The organism is Gottfriedia sp. NPDC058432, from assembly GCF_042721555.1.
Taxonomy (GTDB): domain Bacteria; phylum Bacillota; class Bacilli; order Bacillales; family Bacillaceae_G; genus Gottfriedia.
Genome location: NZ_JBHXLC010000011.1, coordinates 21,035 through 41,715, shown reverse-complemented (window position 1 = coordinate 41,715; position 20,681 = coordinate 21,035). Strand labels below are relative to the sequence as shown.

The window sequence follows — 20,681 nt, the reverse complement described above, 5'->3', positions numbered from 1 at the left end:
TTTTTCCTACTATCTTTTTTTCTATTAATATGCCAAAAAATAAAGGATATTTTTATCGTAAATTTAACAAAATTTACCAATTTTATGATACTATTAATAGTTGATGTAAAAAACGGGAGTGTTTAATTCATGCAGTTTTTAATATTTACTTGCAGTTTAGTGTTTATTTATTTTAATTACTTAGTTATAAAAGATGATTTATTCAAAGCGAATTCAAAAACGGTTACATTAAATAATCGTTTTATTAGACTTATAAATATAGTCAAATTTGCTCCAGTTATTGCCTTTATTATTTTATTAGTTTTAGTTTTATTTTTTTTCCATACTAAATCAGGGATCAGGCTATCACACGCTTGGTTTATTTCACAGTTTTGGGCATATGCTACCCTTTTTTATTTTTTCTATAAAATGATTAAGAACAAACTTAGTCTTATTTTTGCCGCACTATCAATAATTATTGCCATTTATAATACCCCATTATTTCATTATGAACATTTATTTGTAGGTCGCAGTGTTATTCTTACTGATTTTTTTGCAATACTGATGTTTATTTCTATGTGGTTTACGATATCTAAAATTACTATGAGGCTACAGCACTAAGTAGGTACTGGTGCGATTATTGAGTCATTTTTTAATTAATTAAAATAGAACAGTACTAATCAAACTAACGCACCGTCTTAGTTTAATAAACTCTGGTGGCCGATGACGATGAGTGGTTCCTACTTTACTATTTGTCATTTTACTCGAAGAAGGGAAAACTGTTTGTATAGAGAATGTATCTATAGTTCATACTTACATTTCTGAAATTAGTAAAGGGGATGCACTTAATGTCAGATGGTTTTTTCAAAGTTCAAGACGTACTTGAAAATTACAAAACAGCAGTTTACGAAAAGGATGTTGAAAGATTTCTATCCTTGTATGCTCCTGAAATTCATCTATATGATTGCTGGGGGAACTGGGAGAGCAAAGGTATTTCTTCATGGAAGGAAAATGTAGTAGAGTGGTTTAATGGTTTGAGTGAGGACGGTGTTTTACTTAAAGTTGAATTTAATGATCTAGTAGTTGAAGAAAATTCAAATCTGGCATTTGCACATTGTGCGGTTACTTTTGCTGCTCACCAAGAAGAATCTGGTGAGAAACTTCGTCAAATGACTAATCGGTTCACATTCGGTTTAAAAAAAGTGAATGAAACTTGGGTCATTGTTCATGAACATTCATCATTACCTATAAATATGGAAACTGGTAAGGGAATTTTCAACTTGAAGTAAACAATTTGGTGATAAAGTTAAGCTAATTTTAAGGTTTAAATGATATCTTTTTACTGATAATTTTTCTTTCTTTTTTTTAGGGGACTTCTTTTTTTGAAGTCCCTTTTTTTATGTGTATTGGTTTTAAACCACATTCATTCTGTTCTTTTGTATACCCTCCATAGGTAAATTAAATCTTATTCTCTCCTTCAAGCACCAATTTTTCCTTTGCTATGTTAAAGCAGCTTAAAAAAAAAGCCTGTATCGACAATTACGTAGTAATTATGATACGGGCGTTTAATTTAGATGTTTAATCGTTTTTATTTTTTTAACACATTAATTTTATAGCTCTGGGAAACGGTAGTAGTTCCAAAATGAGTAAAAGAATAAAACACAGTTAAGATGAGCAATAGGCTAGAAATAATAATTACTGGAAAGAATGATGATAGAAGTTTTGGGAATCGCTGACTTAAAAACATAGTAGAACAAAATAGGGCTGAACAAGTTAATAATAATAAACAAATTAATAATAAAGCATGTGCTTCTGTTATTGAAATCATAACGACAATCATGCTCCCCATCATACCGGCCATCATTCCAGTAAAGATCCCCTCAAGTAGTGCAAGGAAATGTAATCGAAAACCGATAAGTAATCCAATGAGTGCAGATACGCCCATCGAAATGAGTAAGGAATGGAAAAATTGTTGGTGATATGAAAGTGTAATGAGCACACCTATTGTTAAACCAGTAGTCATACTGATCATCATCATATACATCATTTGATGCATCTGGTCATTTTTTGTTGGTTTAAGGTGGATCGAAATGATTGTTATAAAGAGCATTATGCTAATACATACCCAACTGGTGAACATATATGATACCCCCTAACTATTCGCTTTTTATCATCATATGGACAACTTAAAATAAATAGAATAAAGAAAACTCGTCGACTGACAAGCCTTTTAGGTGAAGTTAGAGGCGTAGTTGCACTTATACTTTATTCCTAAAATTGGCTACCACGTCGAGTACGATTCCTCGTTGCCAATTTAAACTTTCTTAAAGTGAAAAAAATTGACACCTATACCCCCTATGAGTATATAATAATGTTGAGGTGATAAAATGGAAAATTGCCATGATGATCAAATGGTTCCAAGAAGTGAAGACGAAATTAACGATTTAATGAAACGTCTTCGTAGAATAGAGGGGCAAGTAAGAGGTATTCAAAAAATGGTCGAAGAGGACCGATATTGTATAGATATTTTGACGCAAATTATGGCAGTTGAAGCTGCTATGAAAAAGGTAAGTTTCTCATTAATTGAAAGACATGCGAATCATTGTATGGTTAAGGCAGTTAAAGAAAACAATGGCGAAGAATCTGTAAACGAATTAATGGAGGTTATTAAGCGTTACGTAAAGTAAAGGGGGTTGATTAGAATGAATGATGCAAAGCAGTTAACCCTTGGTATAGAGGGTATGACCTGCGCCGCATGTGCAACCCGAATCGAAAAAAGCTTAAATCGAATGGATGGCTTACAAGCGAATGTGAATCTTGCATTAGAAAAAGCTACTATTATATATGATAAAGGGCAATATCAAACTTCTGATTTAATAGAAAAAATCCATACGATTGGTTATGAGGTTGCAGTTGAAAAAGTTACCTTAAATATTGAGGGAATGACATGTGCTGCTTGTTCTGCTCGAATCGAAAAAGTAATAGGAAAAATGGATGGAATCGTGCAAATTAATGTCAATCTGGCTATGAATATAGCAACAATTTCTTATTTACCTGAAGTACGTTCACTTCAATCGATAATCGATAAAATTAGTCATATTGGTTATGCAGCAGCTATAAAAGAAGAAAATACAGTTAAAGAAAAAGACACAACAAGAAACAAACGAATTCAATTAATCGTTTCAATCTTACTTTCAATTCCACTATTGTATTCGATGGTATCTCATCTGCCATTTAGTACAAATATATGGATGCCACATTTTTTAATGAATCCATGGTTTCAACTTTTGTTTGCAACTCCAGTTCAGTTTATTATAGGTTGGCATTTTTACGTCGGAGCATTTAAAGCCATTCGAAATTATAGTGCGAATATGGATGTTCTTGTTGTCCTTGGAACTTCGGCTGCTTACTTTTATAGCTTAGTCGAGTCAATTAAGACAATAAATAATAGTATGTATATGCCGCATCTTTATTTTGAGACAAGTGCAGTATTAATAACATTAGTTTTACTTGGAAAATATTTTGAACATATTGCTAAAGGAAAAACAACTGAAGCAATTTCTAAACTAATGGAATTACAAGCTAAAGAAGCAATCGTTTTAGAAAATGGAAATGAAATTTATGTACCATTGGAAGCTGTAAAAGTTGGAGATCTACTACTTGTTAAACCAGGTGAGAAAATTCCAGTGGATGGTGTGATTGTTTCGGGAGTATCTACAGTTGATGAATCAATGATTACTGGTGAGTCATTACCAGTTGATAAAAAGGCTGATGATAAAGTTGTTGGAGCAACAGTTAATGGAAATGGTATTTTAACGATTCTAGCTGAGAAGGTTGGTAAGGATACTGCATTAGCAAATATTGTGAAAATAGTTGAAGAGGCACAAGGTTCAAAAGCTCCAATTCAAAGATTAGCAGATCGAATTTCGAATATATTTGTTCCAATTGTAATTGGCATAGCCATATTAACATTTATCATTTGGTTTTTTGTAATCGACCCACAAAATTTGCCTAAGTCAATTGAAGTAGCAATAGCTGTTTTAGTCATCGCATGCCCTTGTGCTTTAGGACTTGCTACACCAACTTCGATTATGGTTGGAAGTGGAAAAGGTGCGGAAAACGGGATTTTATACAAAGGCGGAGAATTTTTAGAAACTACCCAAAAAATTAATACAATCATTCTTGATAAAACAGGAACTGTTACGAAAGGAAAGCCTGAAGTAACAGATATTCTTAATTTAAATCAACGAGACGATTTATTGAAACTCGTTGCAAGTGTAGAGAAAATGTCAGAGCATCCTCTAGCACAGGCAATTGTAAACTACGCTGTTAAGCAGGAAATGAAACTAACTGATATTACAGAGTTTATTGCCATACCTGGACATGGGGTAGAGGCCATGATTGAAAATAAAAAGGTATATATCGGTACTCGAAAGTTAATGAATGAAAAGAATATCGATTTTTCTTCAGTTGATGAACAATTAATTGTATTTGAATCTGCAGGAAAGACAGGGATGTTAGTAGCAATTGACGATAAGCTTGAAGGAATTATAGCTGTAGCCGATACTATTAAAGAATCTTCAAGAAATGCGATAAAAGCATTAAAGGATTTAAAAATAGGAGTTTTTATGGTTACTGGTGATAATAAACACACTGCACAGGCGATTGCAGATCAAGTTGGGATTGAAAATGTATTTGCTGAAGTTCTACCAGAGAAAAAAGCAGATATAGTAGCAGAATTACAAAAACAAGGGAAAATTGTTGCGATGGTTGGAGATGGAATTAATGATGCTCCAGCTCTTGCAAAAGCTGATATTGGTATGGCGATCGGTACTGGCGCAGATGTGGCGATTGAAACAGCGGATGTTACGCTAGTAGGTGGCGACTTATCACATATTCCGAAAGCTATTAGCTTAAGTAAGAAAACAATGAATAATATTCGCCAAAATTTATTTTGGGCGTTATTTTATAACAGTTTAGGTATACCGATTGCAGCTTTAGGGTTATTGCAGCCTTGGATTGCAGGTGCTGCAATGGCATTTAGCTCCGTATCGGTAGTCATAAATGCATTACGATTAAAACGTATAAAAATTTAGGAGGATTTAGTAATGGAAACAATTTTAAAAGTAGAAGGTATGACATGTGGACACTGCAAAGCTGCAGTTATGAAAGCGGTAGAAGGTGTGTCTGGTACAAATAATATAATCGTAAGTTTAGAAAATAAAGAAGTAACATTCAATACTTCAAACGCTGAAACAATTGAGAAAGTGAAAGAGGCTATTGAAGATCAAGGGTATGACATTATCTAAATAAAAAAGCGAACTTATTTGTTCGCTTTTTATTTGGCGAAAAATTAACTATACTGGGGAGGAATTGGATGAAATACTTTTTATTATTGCTAAGTTTCGTAACTGTGATCGGTTTAAGTGGCTGTGGAAATATGTCTCATACAGCTTCTACACATGAAAGTATGAATCATGAAAAAACAAAAGATGAAAAAGATTCAACCAAAGTACAATTTACGTTTAAGGGTAATCCTGAAAGTGGTAAAAAAGTAAACTTAAATATTCAAGTTAATAATTTGATGGGGAAAACAGTAAACAAATTTGAGCTCGAGCACGAAAAATTAATGCATTTAATTGTTGTAAGTAAGGATTTATCATTTTTTGACCATGTGCATCCAGTATATAAAGGGAAAGGATTATTTACAGTCACACCAGATTTTCCAAATGGTGGTGAATATAAATTATTTGCAGATTTTAAACCTGAGGGCTCTGATAAAAATGTAAAAACAAAATTAATACAAGTGGCAGGTGAGCAAGCCAAAACGGTTTCGCTAATACCAGATAAAATATTAACAAAAGTAATTGATGGAAAAGAGGTCACTTTAAAATTTAATAAGTTAGAGACAAAAGCTGAAGTTAAAATGACATTTACGATTAAAGATGCTAAAACAAAAAAAGGGATTACTGATTTACAGCCTTATTTGGGTGCTATTGGTCATGTTGTTGCGATTAGTGGTGATACGAATACTTACTTACACGTCCATCCAATGAATGAAAAATCAAGTGGACCTGAAGCAGAGTTTATGACTAGTTTTCCTAAAAAAGGATTATATAAAATATGGGGACAGTTTAAACAAAATGGAGATGTGTTTATTGTGCCATTTGTTGTGGATGTACCATAAATTAAACAGATAAAAAGCAGGAAACACTTTGTTTTCCTGCTCTTTTTATATTTTTTAAAAGTAATATATTAACAAATTAATAGTTTTATAAAATATTTGACTTTATATCAGTTGGATTACTATCTGGTTTTTTTAAACCATCAGTCTTACTAGCATCGTTAAGTGACAAGTATTTAGTTTCAGGTGCCCATGCAATTGAAACTAATGTACCAACGACTAACACTCCTGTTAATGCTAGCATTGTATGATTTAAACCATAGTGTGAAAGGCTTAATGGTAATAGGAATGTACTAATTGCTGATCCAAGTCTACTAATTGCGGTAGCAAGTCCAACTCCTGAAGATCTCACTTCGGTTGGGAAACTCTCAGCTGGGAAAACCCCTACAAGATTACTTACAGCTGATAAGATTAATGTGAAAATTGCAAAACAGATAATCATTAATGTTGTTGCACTGCTAGGTGAAACGCTTAGTACGAATAAGGACACTACAAGAATAATGAAAGAGCTAATTAAGAAACCTCTGCGTGAAAAGATGATTGTAAACCAGATCCCTAAGACTGCTCCTATGATTAAGATTACATTTAATAAGAAGTCTGTTCCAAAGTCTTCCTTAAGACCCATAATACTTAAAATATTTGGTAGGAAAGTATAGATTGCAAAATAAGGCATTACTAGACAGGCAAAGAAAAGACTATTAAATGCTGTTCTCTTTCTATACTTTTTGTTAAATAAAACAGAAAAGCTACTATCTTCTTTTACAGGCGTTTCATTATCTAAAACAATGTTTTTACCAACATATTTTTTTACTATTTCTCTTGCCTCATCAATACGGCCTTTATTAATTAGCCATCTTGGTGATTCTGGCGTTCCGATTCGTAGGAACAAAATAATCACTGATGGGATTGTTGAAGAAGCTAGCATCCAACGCCAAGCATCAGGGCCTAAATCTTGCAACCAAAGCCCAATGAATGTTGATACAACATATCCGATAGTCCAAATTACACTAAAAGATCCTAATAATACGCCACGGTGTTTTTTTGGAGCGAACTCAGCTAACATTGTATGACCAACGCTATAGTCCCCACCAATTCCGATCCCAATTAATAGTCGCAGAATAAATAACTGTGTTGGATTATCAACGAAAAACTGTAGTAAGGAAGCAATTGTAATAAGTACAAAGCTTAAAACAAATATCTTTTGTCTGCCGATAATATCAGATACCCAACCTAGTACTAAACTTCCTAAGAATAGCCCAATTAAAGCGGAGCTGCCGATTAATCCAAGCCAAAATGCGTTAAGGTGCATTTGGGGAGTAAGCAATGTGAGTGCGGTTCCTATTATACCGAGAATGTAACCGTCATTAAAATGGGCTCCAAATGTAAGTCCAGCCATTTTAATGTGAAACTTATTAAGTGGTGCATCATCCATTCTGATCGTTTGGTTTTCTTTCATCTCGTTTCCCCCTTAGTAATAGTAGTGTAGCAGTTTTTAATAAAATACTTTTAACTCTTTTTATAGAAAGCACGCAAAATAAAATAGAATCTGAAATTTCATTATGTATTGGTAGCGTTTTCAGATAAAAAGAAAAAAAGTGAATGAACGTTAAAATTAGTTCGCATTGTGAACATGTTTTTTCACGATATGAAATATATGAAGAGTATAAAATAAAGTTCACAAAATTGTCAAACTATTTTTGAACATTTATTTTTATTTAAAGAATGTAATTGTATGATGATATCTTTAAACGTTCATGTAGATTAAATGCAATTTTATAGGATCTAAACTTAATTTTTTTGAACAAATAAAAAAGGCATCTGAATACTTAAATTCAGATGCCTTTTTCATAAACGTGCGATTAATCAAGATAATTTGTAACTTGTTGACAAGTATTAATTAATAAATCTACCGATGATAACATTTTCTCTTTTGTAAAACGAAAACTTGGTCCACAAACACTTATGAATGCAACAAGATTTTGAGACTTGTCATAAACTGGTGCGGAAATACCATTTTCATTTTCATCTAGTTCACAAATTGAAGTGCCAAATCCCCTTTCTCGAACATTAATAATGTCCTTACGTAATTGCTCACGGTCTGTAATTGTATAAGGAGTCAATTTTTCCAAAGGTTTTTCCAAATATATATCTAACTCTTTTGGTGGAAGCTGACTTAAAAGGATTTTTCCGTTTGAAGTACAGTGTAAAGGTAGAAAAGCATTAACGTAATCTACGACTAATCTAACACTGTTTTCTGGATCAATTTGTTCAATCGTTAATGTTCCATTTTGTTTAGGAACACTTAAGAGAACTGTTTCCTGAATTTCTTCTTTCAAATTCTCCATACTTTTACTTGCACGACGAACAAGAGAGCCGTATTGCGGAACTTTAGACGCAAGATGATTAACCGCATATCCAAGCTGATAGCCCTTAGTTTGAGGGTCACGCTCTACAAATCCATGGTTCTCAAGAGTTCCAATAAGTCTCCAAGCTGTTGTTCGATTCATGTCTGATTTTTCAGCAAGATTGCCTATAGAGATAGGATTTTCACTGTCAGCAATGATCTTTAATAATAAAAGTGCACGATCTACGGCTTGTACTGATGAAAGGTCTTGCTTTGAATTTTTTTTGGTTTTTACATCATTATTTATCTTCATGTTACTCATTATAGCTTAATTCCATATTAAAAAAACAATAATAAATAAATTTCAAAAATTTTAATTATTTGTTTGACACAGATAATTTTTCAGATTTATAATCTAGTTAAAGTTCTTAATGTGAACTTAAATGTTCATAATACGAACATAAAGCAATGTTCGAACTTTCCAATTGATAACTCTTCTTTATAGTTTTTTAGAGCCAAGATGAGATTGGAGTAGAGCCAAATCATTTTCATTAGAAAACTTTTAAACGTTTTCATTTTAAAAAAGGTGGTGATTTTCATTAGTGTCATTGAGAACCAGAAAATAAGAAAAGAAGTAGATTCATTTGGAACTGTAGAAATACCAAATCAGTTCCTATATGGAATTCAAACCGTTCGAGCAGTACAAAATCTTTCATTCTCTGGAAAAACTCTAAGTCAATATCCAAAGTATATAGAGTCACTTGCATTGGTTAAGAAAGCTGCTGCAATAACAAATATAGAAACAGGTGTATTAGAAGAATCCATAGGATCGTTTATTCTAAAATCCTGTGAAGAAATAATTTCTGGTAGACATTTGGACCACTTTCCGGTTGATATACTCCATGGCGGGGGAGGAATTGGTACAAATATGAACATTAACGAAGTCATTGCAAATATAGCCAATGAATTAAATGGGGGAACCCGAGGAATTTATTCAACTATTCATCCAAACGATGATGTGAATGCTTCTCAATCTACCTCTGATGTTTGTCATACCGCCATGAGACTTGCAGTTGTTAAGGAGTTTGCACGACTCGATTTAGTTTTAAGAAAAGTTCAAACTACGATCGAGGAAATGGTTGATTCATTTATTGAAATAACAACGATTTCAAGGACCTGTTTACAAGATGCGATGAGGATTCAATTAGGAGATTTTATTAGTGGTTATGCTGCTATGTTATCGAGAAGACATCAGTTACTTGAACAGAGTGTGATGGAACTGAAAAAAGTAAACTTAGGTGGCACCGTAATTGGAACTGGTACCGGAGCATCAAAAGCATACCAAGATTTAGTGATTCATAATCTTTCAAAAGTAACTGGGTATCAGCTTCAAAAGCGTGAAAATTTGATTGATGCTGCACAAAACATAGACGATCTAGCAAATGTTTCGAATCAGTTAGCATTACTTGCAACATGTTTAATCAAAATGGGGAAAGATTTAAGACTTTTATCTTCTGGACCAGAAGCTGGTTTTTCTGAAATCATTTTGCCATCTGTAATGGCGGGGTCATCTTTCTTCCCAGGAAAAGTAAATCCAGTAATACCTGAAACGTTAATCCAAAGTTGCTTCCAGGTTTTAGGTTGTGACAGAGTTGTACAGGCAACTTTAGAGCATGGCGAATTAAATTTAAATATTTTTGAAGGTGCAGCTGGAGCGAATATTATCGACGCTTTGAAAATACTAGAAAATTCAATAAGCTTATTTAACGATAAGTGTTTGGAAGACATAAATGTAAATAAAGAAAAATGTAAAGAGTACGCAAATAGTTTAATTCCTTCTGTCGTTGAATTAAAGGAGAAGCACGGATATTCAATTGTTTCAAAATTAATGACAGAAAAAGGTAAGAACGGTGTGAAGGAATTAGTAAATAGAGGAGGACTTGAAATTGACTAAAGTAGAGAATAAAAAACAGTTTGAAGGTATCGATCAGCCAAAATTAGAATGGGCAAAAGAGTGGTTACTAGAATCAAAGAAATTATATATCAATGGTGAATGGGTAGATAGCAGTAGTGAAGAAGAAATTGAATCAATTAATCCAGCAAACGGACAAGTAATCGGAAAAATTCAAGGTGCAACAAAAGAAGATATTGATAAAGCGGTTGATGCTGCGCGTAATGCTTTTGATAACGGTTCGTGGCGTAAAGTAACTCGTAAAGAACGAGCGAAAATTTTGCGTAAAATTAGTGAGTTAATGAAAGAGCATCAGGCAGAATTAGCTACTTTGGAAGCGCTTGATAACGGAAAACTATATACAGAGGCATATAATGACGATGTTCAGGAAGCATTAGAAATGTTCGAATATTATGCAGGCTGGACTGACAAATATTATGGGGAAAATAACCCGGTTGAAGGCGACTTTTTGTCTGTAACAACTAGAGACCCAATTGGTGTCTGCGGTCAAATCGTACCGTTTAACTTTCCAATCGATATGGCTGCATGGAAACTTGCGCCAGCTCTAGCTATGGGAAATACAGTAATCTTAAAGCCTTCTAGTACGACATCTTTTTCAGCTATTAGACTATTTGAGATCATTCATGAAGCTAATATTTTACCTCCTGGTGTTCTTAATCTAATACTTGGTAAAGGAAAAATAGGTTCATATATTTCTCGACATATGGGCGTTGATAAAGTTTCCTTTACTGGTAGTACAGGTGTTGGAAAGCAGCTTGTTCACGATTCTGCAGATTCAAATCTTAAACCGGTTACACTTGAGCTTGGAGGAAAGTCTCCAAACATTATTTTCAGTGATGCTCCAGATGTGGACGCAGCAATTGAACGTTCTTTCTATGGCTTATTTACTCATAAAGGTGAGAAATGTTCTGCACCAACAAGATTATTTGTTCAACGTGATCTTTATGAGAAAGCAGTTAGTCGCTTAGCTGAATATGCAAACAGTTATAAATTAGGTGACCAATTTGATCCAGAGTCAAATCAAGGAGCTCAAATTTCAGAAGCACATATGGAAAGTATTTTAAATTATATTAAGAGCGGAATAGAAGAGGGCGCGCGTCTAGCAGCAGGTGGAGAAAGAGACCTGACTGGTGAAAATGCAAACGGATATTTTGTTCGCCCAACTATTTTTGCAGACGTACATAATAAAATGACGATTGCTCAAGAAGAAATTTTTGGACCAGTTCTTTGCGTCATTCCGTTCGACACGGAAGAGGAAGTCATTGAAATGGCGAATGACACAATTTATGGTTTAGCTGCTGGTCTTTGGACAAATGATGTTTCTCGTGCGAATCGCGTGGCTAAGAAATTAGAGGCAGGAATGGTATTTGTTAATAAGTATGGATGCTATGACTTTGCAAGTCCATTTGGTGGATGGAAACAAAGTGGCTGGGGTAAGGAATATGCCATTCACTCATTACAATCTTACACAAAAACAAAAGCAATTTGGTTTGCTTACTAAAATAGAAGGGTGAAAAAAAGATGAAAATGAAAGCAGCAGTAATGACCGGACATGGTGAACCACTTATTATAAAAGAAGTTGAACTAGCAGAACCTAAAGCGAATGAAGTACTTGTTAAAATAGTAGCGACTGGTGTTTGCCATAGTGATCTAAACGCATTAGATGATGAAACAACACCGATCCCAACTATTCTTGGACATGAAGGTGCAGGAATTGTTGAAGCTGTTGGTCCCAATGTAAAAAATGTAAAACCAGGTGATAAGGTAGCTTTAAGTTGGGTTCCATATTGTGGAACATGTGAGTTTTGTATAACTGGAGATGTTCATTTATGTGAATCAGCTTTTGGCCCTATGTTTGATGGCACTTTGCTTGATGGGACTTCTAGATTAAGTTGTGATGGGGAAAAGGTATACCATAATTCTTTATTATCTACTTTTGCTGAATATACGGTTGTTCCTGAAATGTCATGTGTAAAAATTCCTGATGAAATGCCACTTGCACAAGCGTCATTAATTGGTTGCGGAGTTGCAACTGGTTACGGTGCAGCTGTAAATGCTGCTGGTGTAAAGCCTGGTTCATCCGTAGCGGTTTTCGGAATTGGTGGAGTAGGAGTTAATGCCATTCAAGGTGCGAAAATTGCAGGGGCATCTAAAATCATTGCTTGTGATGTAAAAGAATCTAATCTTGAAATCGCGAAAAAGTTTGGAGCAACACATACAGTCAATGTAGCTGAAGAAAATGCTGAAGAAAAACTAAAAGAATTTACAGGTGGATTTGGTGTTAACTATGCAATTGATTGTACAGGAAATACAAATGCGGCTGAAAGTGCTTGGAAAGGAACAAGAAAGGGTGGAACAGTAGTAGTTGTTGGTGCCTTTAACCCTTCTAAAGTGCTTAATTTACCAGCTGGTGGTTTTCACCGTGTTGGAAAGATTCTTAAAGGAAGCTTTTACGGTGATACGCAACCTTTTAGAGATTTCCCAATTATCTCTAAACTGTATTTAGATGGAAAATTTAATCTAGATGATCTGGTTTTAGATCGAATTAAGTTAGACGATATTAACTCAGCGTTTGATTCCTTCCATGATAGTTGCTGTATTAATGTTGGAAGAACAGTTATTGAATTTCCAATCGTTGAAGAATCTAACTTAACATTAGCGGGTTCAGTGGGGAATGAGTCTAATTAATTTATGAGATTGTTTATAATTGACCCTTTCAAAGACTATTATATTATTAGTCTTCGAAAGGGTATTTTTCTATTTCAACCTAAAACTTTGCGATAGAGTTCTTTAGCAACAGATGCTTCTTTTGTACCGTGAATAATTGCTCGACCGTCTTTAAATAAAACAATGCGATGATCTTCATAAGTACATGATAATAAATAAGGATTTACGATCAAATCATTTACTAACCCTTGTAATCTTTCAGAAAGGTTAGTTAGTGTTGGAATTTTAGGAGATGATACTCTTAATTGGACTGCATCTCTTCCACATAAAACATATGACTTCATATGGTCATCATCTTTTAAAAATGGGTAACTTCTTATAGAGCCACATGTTGCACAATTATTATTTTTTAATTTTTCGATGTTTATATCTGACTTTTCATACTTCCAAACATCAATCGATTGTAAGATTGGTGAAAGTTCATGGTTAGTAAGATATTGCAGGGCATAGGTTACTTGGTAGGCAGCAATCATTTGCACAATTGGACTGATTACTCCTACTGTATCGCAAGTCATATTTAAAGTTGGTATATGATTTAATAAACAGTTAAGACAAGGAGTTTTCCCTGGAATAATTGGAAACGAGAGGCCATAGCTTCCAACACACGCACCAAAAATAAAGGGGATCCCATGCTTAATTGCTGCATCATTCACAACCATTCTAGTTTCAAAATTATCTGTTGCATCGAGAATGATTGTTTGGCCTTTAATCAACTCTTCAATATTAAGACTAGTAATATCTTTTATTAAACTAGTAATCGAAACTTCACTATTAATTTGTTGAAGTCGATTTTTAGCTGCAATTACTTTAGGTAGTTTATTTCTAGCATCCTCTTCTGTATAAAGAGACTGCCTTTGTAAATTACTCCATTCAACGTAATCACGATCAACAATTGTTATATTTCCAATGCCCGCTCTTACAAGCATTTCTGCTATTGATGAGCCTAGTGCACCAACACCAATAATAATGGCACTAGCTTTTTGTAAGTTTGATTGGCGATCTCTTCCTAAAAATAATTCTTGCTTTGCATAACGGTTTGTCAAGAATTCACCAACCCTGTGATTGGGCTACTAGCTTCACCATAATTTTTTTCATCAATTCTTCCTGCCTCATAACCAAGTCTTCCAGCTTCAATAGCAAGCTTCATCGCAACTGCCATTTTTACAGGATCTTTTGCATTAGAAACCGCAGTATTTAAAAGGACTCCATCAGCACCTAGCTCCATTGCAAAAGCTGCATCTTTTGGCGACCCGATACCGGCATCTACTATAACAGGTACATTCGATTGCTCAATGATAAATTTAAGATTAAGTGGATTAATAATTCCTTTTCCGGAACCGATAGGAGATGCACCTGGCATAATCGCATGTACACCAAGTTCTTCTAGTCTTCTTGCTAGCACAACATCATCGGAAGTATAAGGTAATACAACAAATCCTTCGTTTAATAGCATTTCTGATGCTTTCAATGTTTCGATTGGATCAGGTAATAATGATTTATCACACCCAATTACTTCTACCTTGATCATATCGCATAAGCCAGATGCTTTTGCCAATCTTGCAATTCTAACAGCCTCTTCGGCAGTTTTTGCACCAGCAGTATTAGGCAATAATTTATACTTTGTTAAATCTAGTTGTTCTAGAAAATTTGGTTGAGATTCCTCAAAAATATTCATTCTTCTAACAGCAAAAGTTAGGATCTCGGCTTTCGATACTTCAACAGCTTCTTTCTGGACTTCAAATGAAGGGTATTTTCCTGTTCCTAATAATAATCTTGAATGAAATGTATGATTTCCTACTTTTAACATGATTAGCCACCACCTACAAAATGTATTAATTCTACAGAATCTCCGTTAGAGAGATGAGTTAATGAATACTGTTCTTTATAAATAATTTCTTTATTAACCTCGACAATAACAATTCGGTTTTCTAATTGATATTCATTAAGCAAATCCTGAATTGTACAGGTTTTGCTGGAAATGTTGATGTTCTTTCCGTTTAATCTTATTTCCAAGTGTTTACACCTCCAAAACATAAAAATTAACGATTGATTTTAAATGCTTCGATCCAGTTACGATCGACTTTTCGTTTAAGGATTAAATCTCGAATTAATTTTCCAGTTGCTGGTGCAAGCAAAATACCATTTCGAAAATGGCCGGTCGCAAATAAGATTTGATCTTCTTCGGGATGAATTCCAATAAAGGGATTATAGTCGAGAGTTCGCGGTCGTAATCCTGCCCAAAATGAATCAATTTTCATGTCTTCAATTTCGGGAAGCATTTTTTTAGCGCTTTGTATTAATGACTCAATCCCCCTTAAGCTAGGGTTCTCATTCCATTCGTTATCGATCATCGTAGCTCCGATGACAAGGCGACCGTCATTCCTTGGAACAATATAATTTTGTTCATGGAAAAGAGTATGTTTTAATGCAACCTTTTCACTTCTGACCGCGATGCATTCACCTTTAACGGGAATAATTTCATGATGTAATCCAAGCTGCCCAAACAATGAATTACTCCAAACACCACTTGCAACTACAAGAGTTTTTGCTTCAAAATTGCCATTTGTAGTTTTAATTAAATAATGTGAATCATTTTTTTGAATCTGAAATACATGAGTATATTCAAATATAGATGCACCTAAAATTTGAGCACTCTTGCAAAACGCGTTACAGACAGAAACAGGTAATACATTCACGTCGTCTTCAATATAAGCTGCTCCAATTATGTTTGGATGGACACCAGGTATCTGTTTTTTTAACTCCTCATGGTTATACCAAAGTGCCGAAGTTTGAGTGAGTAGTGGAGTTAATTGTTTTTTTTCTAAATCGGTATAAGCTAGTTTGAAAATGCCACCTTTTTTTAGTTCAATATCGATTCCACATAACTCTTTTAATTCTTCTTGAAGTTGAAAATAAGTTAATTGACTGTTTCTAGCAAAAGTAAAAAATGACTCGGACTGATCCCACTCTGAATGGGCACCAAGCATTCCTGCAGCTGCCTTAGTTGTTTTCTGTCCAACTTGCTGTTCTTCAAGAACTGCGACATTAATGTTTTCTTTCGCTAGATAATAAGCAATGGAACAACCTATTATTCCACCACCAATTACTACAACATCAAATTTCTTGTTCATAAGCGAATTTACACCTTTCAAAATATTGCAGAGCAGCTTCTAGTGGATTTCGGGCAGAAAAAATGCCAGACATTACAGCTATACCATCAATATCGTTCTCTTTTAGAACTTGGATATGTTCAGGTAATATACCGCCGACTGCATAGATTGGTATAGTTAACGTTTTTTTCATTTCTGGAATTAGTTCAATCCCATTAGGTGTTAATCCATTTTTACACTCTGTTTCAAAACAATGACCGTACAGAATATAGTCAGCTTTATCATTTTCTGCCTGAATTGCTTCAGTAAGTGTGTGGACTGATTTTCCTACTCGTAAATTAGGAAAATATTCTTTTACATCAACAAGTGGAAGACCATGTCCTGGTAAGTGAATATTTGATAGGTTAGAGAAAATAGCTATATCTAAACGATCATTTAAAACGATTTTTTTCATATCTACTTTGTTCATTTTTAGTAGATTTAAGAGTGATATTAGCTCGATTGCCTTTTTCGATTTTTCGCGAATATGTACATAGTCGACTGCATCGATTATTTGAATTATTTTTGTAGCAAGTACTTCGACTGAGTGCTGATCATCTGTAATTGCAATAAGTTCCATTTCCCAGCCTCTTTCATTATCAAAATTTTTTCAACAAAAAAACCACTTTCCTAAAACAAAGAAAGTGGTTACATTGCACGCGAAAAAAGTATAAAATGCGCCACTTTCCTACGCAGGTACTAGCCTGTTCAGGTTTTGAGGGTTTAAAAGTAACTACTTTATTCTCAGCCCTTATCAAGGGATCCCCTAGTGATGAATATGTTTGAAAATTAATCTTAGCATAGCATATAAAAAATAATATTCAATACTAAATTTATTTTTACTAGTCCAATTTTATTACCAGAAATTGGGCTTGAAGTATAGTAAAATCAAGTATTTTCGGGAGTATAAAAAAACCAAAAAAATTTTTTATTTGGAATTTCTGTAAAAATTTAGGGAAATAAAAACATTTACATTTTAAATTTGTGGGTTTATATTTAGTTTTGAACAAGTTAATAGATTGACTAGGGGTGTCCAATTAGTTGGGCTGAGAGAGAAACGCGATTAAGTTTCTTAACCCTCAGGACCTGATCTGGTTCATACCAGCGTGGGGAAGTTAGAAATTTCTCATTAATGATTTCATAATTGTTAATGTAGTTTTGCTAACACCTAGCCGGGTCTTAAAAATAAGATTCCGGCTTTTTTCATGCTTTAAATGAATTGGATTTCGTCCTTTTTAAACTAATTAAAAAGGGGAATGAAATCAAATGAACAATTCTGTAAATGAAATGAATTTTTCCATCATGTCTAGTTTTTCAGGGAGTAAGAAGGTATATGTTGAAGGATCTAGATCTGACATTAAGGTGCCAATGCGTGAGATTCAATTAAGCCCAACAACTGGCACTTTTGGAGAAGAAGAAAATGCTCCAGTTAGAGTATACGACACTAGCGGACCTTACACAGATTCAGCTAGCTCAGTTGATATTCGAAATGGACTTAAGGCGATTAGACAAAATTGGGTAATTGAACGAAATGATGTTGAAGAGTATGAAGGGCGCGAAATAAAGCCTGAAGATAATGGATATAGAAAAGAGTCAGATCAACATAATGTTGAAGTATTTAAAGGGTTAAAAAGAAAACCGTTACGAGCAAAGGAGAATGGAAATATTACTCAAATGCATTATGCTCGAAAAGGAATTATTACACCTGAAATGGAATTTATTGCGATTCGAGAAAATGTTTCGGCTGAATTTGTTCGTGATGAAGTTGCTAAGGGAAGAGCTGTCATTCCATCGAATATTAATCACCCTGAAAGTGAGCCAATGATCATCGGTCGTAATTTTCATGTGAAAATTAATGCCAATATAGGTAATTCAGCGGTTACGTCTTCAATCGAAGAAGAAGTAGAAAAAATGACATGGGCTACTCGCTGGGGTGCGGATACGATGATGGATCTTTCTACTGGTAAGAATATTCATACAACACGTGAATGGATTATCCGAAACTCTCCAGTACCAGTAGGGACAGTTCCGATTTATCAAGCGCTTGAAAAAGTTAATGGAATCGCTGAAGATTTAAGCTGGGAAGTGTTTAGAGATACACTAATCGAGCAAGCGGAACAAGGTGTAGACTATTTTACAATTCACGCGGGTGTATTATTACGCTATATTCCATTAACGGCAAAACGAGTGACAGGAATTGTATCTCGTGGAGGGTCTATTTTGGCTCAATGGTGTTTAGCTCATCATAAAGAGAATTTTTTGTATACTCATTTTGAAGAAATTTGTGAAATTATGAAGCGTTATGACGTAACATTCTCTTTAGGAGATGGACTGAGACCAGGCTCAATTGCCGATGCAAATGACGAAGCACAATTTTCTGAGTTAGAAACACTTGGTGAGTTAACGAAAATTGCATGGAAGCACGATGTTCAAGTTATGATTGAAGGACCGGGACATGTACCAATGCACTTAATTAAAGAGAATATGGATAAACAATTAGAAATTTGTCAGGAAGCGCCATTTTATACTTTAGGACCGCTAACGACTGATATTGCACCTGGATACGATCATATTACATCAGCAATCGGTGCAGCAATGATTGGTTGGTTTGGTACTGCAATGCTTTGTTATGTAACTCCGAAAGAGCATTTAGGTCTTCCAAATAAAGAAGACGTAAGAGTAGGAGTTATTACATACAAAATAGCGGCGCATGCAGCTGACTTAGCAAAAGGACACCCTGGTGCACAAAAAAGAGATGATGCACTTTCAAAAGCTAGATTTGAATTTAGATGGCGTGATCAATTTAATCTTTCTCTTGATCCTGAAAGAGCAATTGAATATCATGATGAAACATTACCTGCCGAAGGAGCTAAAACAGCGCATTTTTGTTCAATGTGTGGTCCAAAATTCTGTAGTATGAGAATTTCACAAGATATTCGAGATATAGTAAAACAAGAAGAACTTCAGAATGGTTCAATCATTGAAGAAGGAATGAAAGAAAAAGCACTTGAATTTAGAAAACAAGGCGGGGAAATCTATCAATAAGGGTGTGAGCCTTATATGAATAGGGTAGAAGAAATCATAAACGAGATAAAACAATTGGAAGAATATATGCAACACTTAAAAATAGAACTGAAAACGATTCAAAAAAATTGTGACCACGATTTTTTGAAGAAAGATACGATACAAGAATGTCTTAAATGCAGTTTAATTGAGAGCTTATGTTGGTAATAGGTATTAACACTGCAAAAACAAATCCCAAAATAAAGAGGTTTGTTTTTGCAGATTGTTGAAATAGAAAATGGACAATAGGGAAAACGGAAATTAAATGAACATTTATTAATGATGAAATTATTATTTTTTGGATGATCTTGTAATGGTTTTTTTCAGAAGTTAAAGGATTGAGCTTATTTTTAGAAAAACAAATTTAATTGATTAGTTTATTAATGAATGTTCGATAGTAATTGACCTGCAAACTGATTAATAAACAACTATTAGGACTCTAAGTAAAGGCTATTTGAATAGGTTTTATTGCAGACCTTTTTTTGATGAATAAGTTGATTGGAACGGAGGTGTGCTCGACTCCTATGGGATAAGCGGGAAGGCTGAGACCCCGCAGGCTTGCCGAGGAGGCTAAAGAATCTCGCCCCATGGAAAGCGAGCATACTGTAGTGGAAATCAACATCACTCTACTCCTTTTACGAAAATTGGGTAATTAATTGACAAGTATTTTTTTCAATACCGAGAAAAAACAAACCTCAAAACAAAGAGGTTTGTTTTTTTACTCGAAAATTAATGTTCTGACAAACTATTGATTGAAACTTCTTCCTCTCGATCTGGTTGACCTAGCGGATAGATTCTAGCAGTTTCATTTGTTTCATCAACATGTTGAATGTAAATTGGCACTCCATTATATGTCACATTAGCCATTTCAGGTGAAGAAGCAATTTCTTGAGCTCGTTGTTTATTCATACATAACCTCCTCTACATTAATAATTGAAACCTAACATATTATTAACAGAGGTATACTTGAGTATTCATAATTAAGTACAAGCTTTTTTAAAAATAAAAAAACTCCTGTTAAAACTTAACAGGAGTTTTATAGTTTTTAATGATTACCAGTGATGTCCATGTCCATATCCATATCCGTCATATCCAGACCAGCAAGCTGCTCCAACAATGATTAATAGGATAAATAGAACAACGATTAAAGCAAAACCGTTAAGATGGTGTCCGTGATGTCCAGTACTCATACATGTGACCTCCTTCATACGATATTTAAGGGAAAACTCCCTTAGGGTCATGCGGCTAATTGAAAAATTTCAA

At 34.3% G+C, this 20,681-nt stretch carries 20 protein-coding genes and 2 riboswitches; of the genes, 10 read left to right on the top strand and 10 right to left on the bottom strand.

What is annotated here, in order from left to right:
- The first annotated feature begins 129 nt into the window (after positions 1 to 129).
- Positions 130 to 600 (top strand): hypothetical protein, encoded by a 471-nt coding sequence (locus ACFWM3_RS12945; RefSeq protein WP_390311584.1) that lies wholly within the window; start codon positions 130 to 132, stop codon positions 598 to 600.
- A gap of 227 nt (positions 601 to 827) precedes the next feature.
- Positions 828 to 1,268: a YybH family protein gene (locus ACFWM3_RS12940; RefSeq protein ID WP_390311583.1), complete on the top strand. Its 441-nt coding sequence runs from the start codon at positions 828 to 830 to the stop codon at positions 1,266 to 1,268.
- 299 nt (positions 1,269 to 1,567) lie between these two features.
- On the opposite strand, the gene ACFWM3_RS12935 is transcribed toward ACFWM3_RS12940, so the two are convergent.
- Positions 1,568 to 2,119 carry a hypothetical protein gene (locus ACFWM3_RS12935; RefSeq protein WP_390311582.1) on the bottom strand — a complete coding sequence of 184 codons (552 nt, stop codon included), beginning with the start codon at positions 2,117 to 2,119 and terminating at the stop codon, positions 1,568 to 1,570.
- A gap of 247 nt (positions 2,120 to 2,366) precedes the next feature.
- Between ACFWM3_RS12935 and ACFWM3_RS12930 the strand changes: the two genes are divergently transcribed.
- From ACFWM3_RS12930 to ACFWM3_RS12915, 4 genes are all read left to right on the top strand, one after another.
- Positions 2,367 to 2,666, top strand: a complete 300-nt coding sequence (locus tag ACFWM3_RS12930) for a metal-sensing transcriptional repressor (RefSeq protein ID WP_025671826.1) — start codon at positions 2,367 to 2,369, stop codon at positions 2,664 to 2,666.
- A gap of 15 nt (positions 2,667 to 2,681) precedes the next feature.
- Positions 2,682 to 5,075 (top strand): heavy metal translocating P-type ATPase, encoded by a 2,394-nt coding sequence (locus ACFWM3_RS12925; protein ID WP_390311581.1) that lies wholly within the window; start codon positions 2,682 to 2,684, stop codon positions 5,073 to 5,075.
- A gap of 12 nt (positions 5,076 to 5,087) precedes the next feature.
- On the top strand, positions 5,088 to 5,288 hold the full coding sequence (locus ACFWM3_RS12920; RefSeq protein ID WP_129691419.1) for a cation transporter: 201 nt from the start codon (positions 5,088 to 5,090) through the stop codon (positions 5,286 to 5,288).
- 68 nt (positions 5,289 to 5,356) lie between these two features.
- The gene (locus ACFWM3_RS12915; protein WP_390311580.1) at positions 5,357 to 6,166 is read left to right on the top strand and encodes a hypothetical protein; all 810 of its coding nucleotides are present in this window, start codon (positions 5,357 to 5,359) and stop codon (positions 6,164 to 6,166) included.
- A gap of 85 nt (positions 6,167 to 6,251) precedes the next feature.
- On the opposite strand, the gene ACFWM3_RS12910 is transcribed toward ACFWM3_RS12915, so the two are convergent.
- Entirely contained in the window at positions 6,252 to 7,619 is a 1,368-nt protein-coding gene (locus ACFWM3_RS12910) for an MFS transporter (protein ID WP_390311579.1), read from the bottom strand.
- Positions 7,620 to 8,022: 403 nt separating this feature from the next.
- On the bottom strand, positions 8,023 to 8,829 hold the full coding sequence (locus tag ACFWM3_RS12905; protein WP_390311578.1) for an IclR family transcriptional regulator: 807 nt from the start codon (positions 8,827 to 8,829) through the stop codon (positions 8,023 to 8,025).
- Positions 8,830 to 9,096: 267 nt separating this feature from the next.
- On the opposite strand from ACFWM3_RS12905, the gene ACFWM3_RS12900 reads away from it, so the two are divergent.
- From ACFWM3_RS12900 to ACFWM3_RS12890, 3 genes are read left to right on the top strand one after another with little or no spacing between them, the layout of a single operon-like run.
- Positions 9,097 to 10,461: a lyase family protein gene (locus ACFWM3_RS12900; protein WP_390311577.1), complete on the top strand. Its 1,365-nt coding sequence runs from the start codon at positions 9,097 to 9,099 to the stop codon at positions 10,459 to 10,461.
- Positions 10,454 to 11,980 (top strand): aldehyde dehydrogenase family protein, encoded by a 1,527-nt coding sequence (locus ACFWM3_RS12895; protein WP_390311576.1) that lies wholly within the window; start codon positions 10,454 to 10,456, stop codon positions 11,978 to 11,980. Before ACFWM3_RS12900 ends, ACFWM3_RS12895 begins: the two co-directional genes overlap by 8 nt.
- Positions 11,981 to 12,000: 20 nt before the next feature.
- The gene (locus tag ACFWM3_RS12890; protein ID WP_390311575.1) at positions 12,001 to 13,167 is read left to right on the top strand and encodes a Zn-dependent alcohol dehydrogenase; all 1,167 of its coding nucleotides are present in this window, start codon (positions 12,001 to 12,003) and stop codon (positions 13,165 to 13,167) included.
- Between the two features lie 74 nt (positions 13,168 to 13,241).
- On the opposite strand, the gene ACFWM3_RS12885 is transcribed toward ACFWM3_RS12890, so the two are convergent.
- The 5 genes from ACFWM3_RS12885 to ACFWM3_RS12865 are packed head-to-tail and all read right to left on the bottom strand — an operon-like array spanning position 13,242 to position 16,935.
- The gene (locus ACFWM3_RS12885; protein ID WP_390311574.1) at positions 13,242 to 14,249 is read right to left on the bottom strand and encodes a ThiF family adenylyltransferase; all 1,008 of its coding nucleotides are present in this window, start codon (positions 14,247 to 14,249) and stop codon (positions 13,242 to 13,244) included.
- Complete coding sequence (locus ACFWM3_RS12880) at positions 14,246 to 15,013, bottom strand: thiazole synthase (protein ID WP_390311573.1); 768 nt, start codon at positions 15,011 to 15,013, stop codon at positions 14,246 to 14,248. Before ACFWM3_RS12880 ends, ACFWM3_RS12885 begins: the two co-directional genes overlap by 4 nt.
- Before the next feature lie 2 nt (positions 15,014 to 15,015).
- A complete protein-coding gene (thiS, locus tag ACFWM3_RS12875) occupies positions 15,016 to 15,219 on the bottom strand; it encodes a sulfur carrier protein ThiS (RefSeq protein WP_056467563.1) in 204 nt (67 codons plus the stop codon).
- A gap of 26 nt (positions 15,220 to 15,245) precedes the next feature.
- Positions 15,246 to 16,337 carry a glycine oxidase ThiO gene (gene thiO / locus ACFWM3_RS12870; RefSeq protein ID WP_056467560.1) on the bottom strand — a complete coding sequence of 364 codons (1,092 nt, stop codon included), beginning with the start codon at positions 16,335 to 16,337 and terminating at the stop codon, positions 15,246 to 15,248.
- A complete protein-coding gene (locus tag ACFWM3_RS12865; protein ID WP_390311572.1) occupies positions 16,321 to 16,935 on the bottom strand; it encodes a thiamine phosphate synthase in 615 nt (204 codons plus the stop codon). Before ACFWM3_RS12865 ends, thiO begins: the two co-directional genes overlap by 17 nt.
- An 88-nt stretch (positions 16,936 to 17,023) precedes the next feature.
- A riboswitch (TPP riboswitch) is annotated at positions 17,024 to 17,133 on the bottom strand.
- 237 nt (positions 17,134 to 17,370) lie between these two features.
- Positions 17,371 to 17,485, top strand: a riboswitch (TPP riboswitch).
- A gap of 136 nt (positions 17,486 to 17,621) precedes the next feature.
- Here ACFWM3_RS12865 and thiC point away from each other — a divergent pair.
- Positions 17,622 to 19,400 carry a phosphomethylpyrimidine synthase ThiC gene (gene thiC, locus ACFWM3_RS12860; protein WP_390311571.1) on the top strand — a complete coding sequence of 593 codons (1,779 nt, stop codon included), beginning with the start codon at positions 17,622 to 17,624 and terminating at the stop codon, positions 19,398 to 19,400.
- A gap of 747 nt (positions 19,401 to 20,147) precedes the next feature.
- Here the strand turns inward: thiC and ACFWM3_RS12855 are convergent.
- Together ACFWM3_RS12855 and ACFWM3_RS12850 are read right to left on the bottom strand one after the other, a co-directional pair.
- Positions 20,148 to 20,327: a small acid-soluble spore protein H gene (locus tag ACFWM3_RS12855; protein ID WP_056467551.1), complete on the bottom strand. Its 180-nt coding sequence runs from the start codon at positions 20,325 to 20,327 to the stop codon at positions 20,148 to 20,150.
- A 143-nt stretch (positions 20,328 to 20,470) separates the two neighbouring features.
- Complete coding sequence (locus ACFWM3_RS12850; protein ID WP_156339615.1) at positions 20,471 to 20,608, bottom strand: YjcZ family sporulation protein; 138 nt, start codon at positions 20,606 to 20,608, stop codon at positions 20,471 to 20,473.
- Positions 20,609 to 20,681 lie beyond the last annotated feature (73 nt).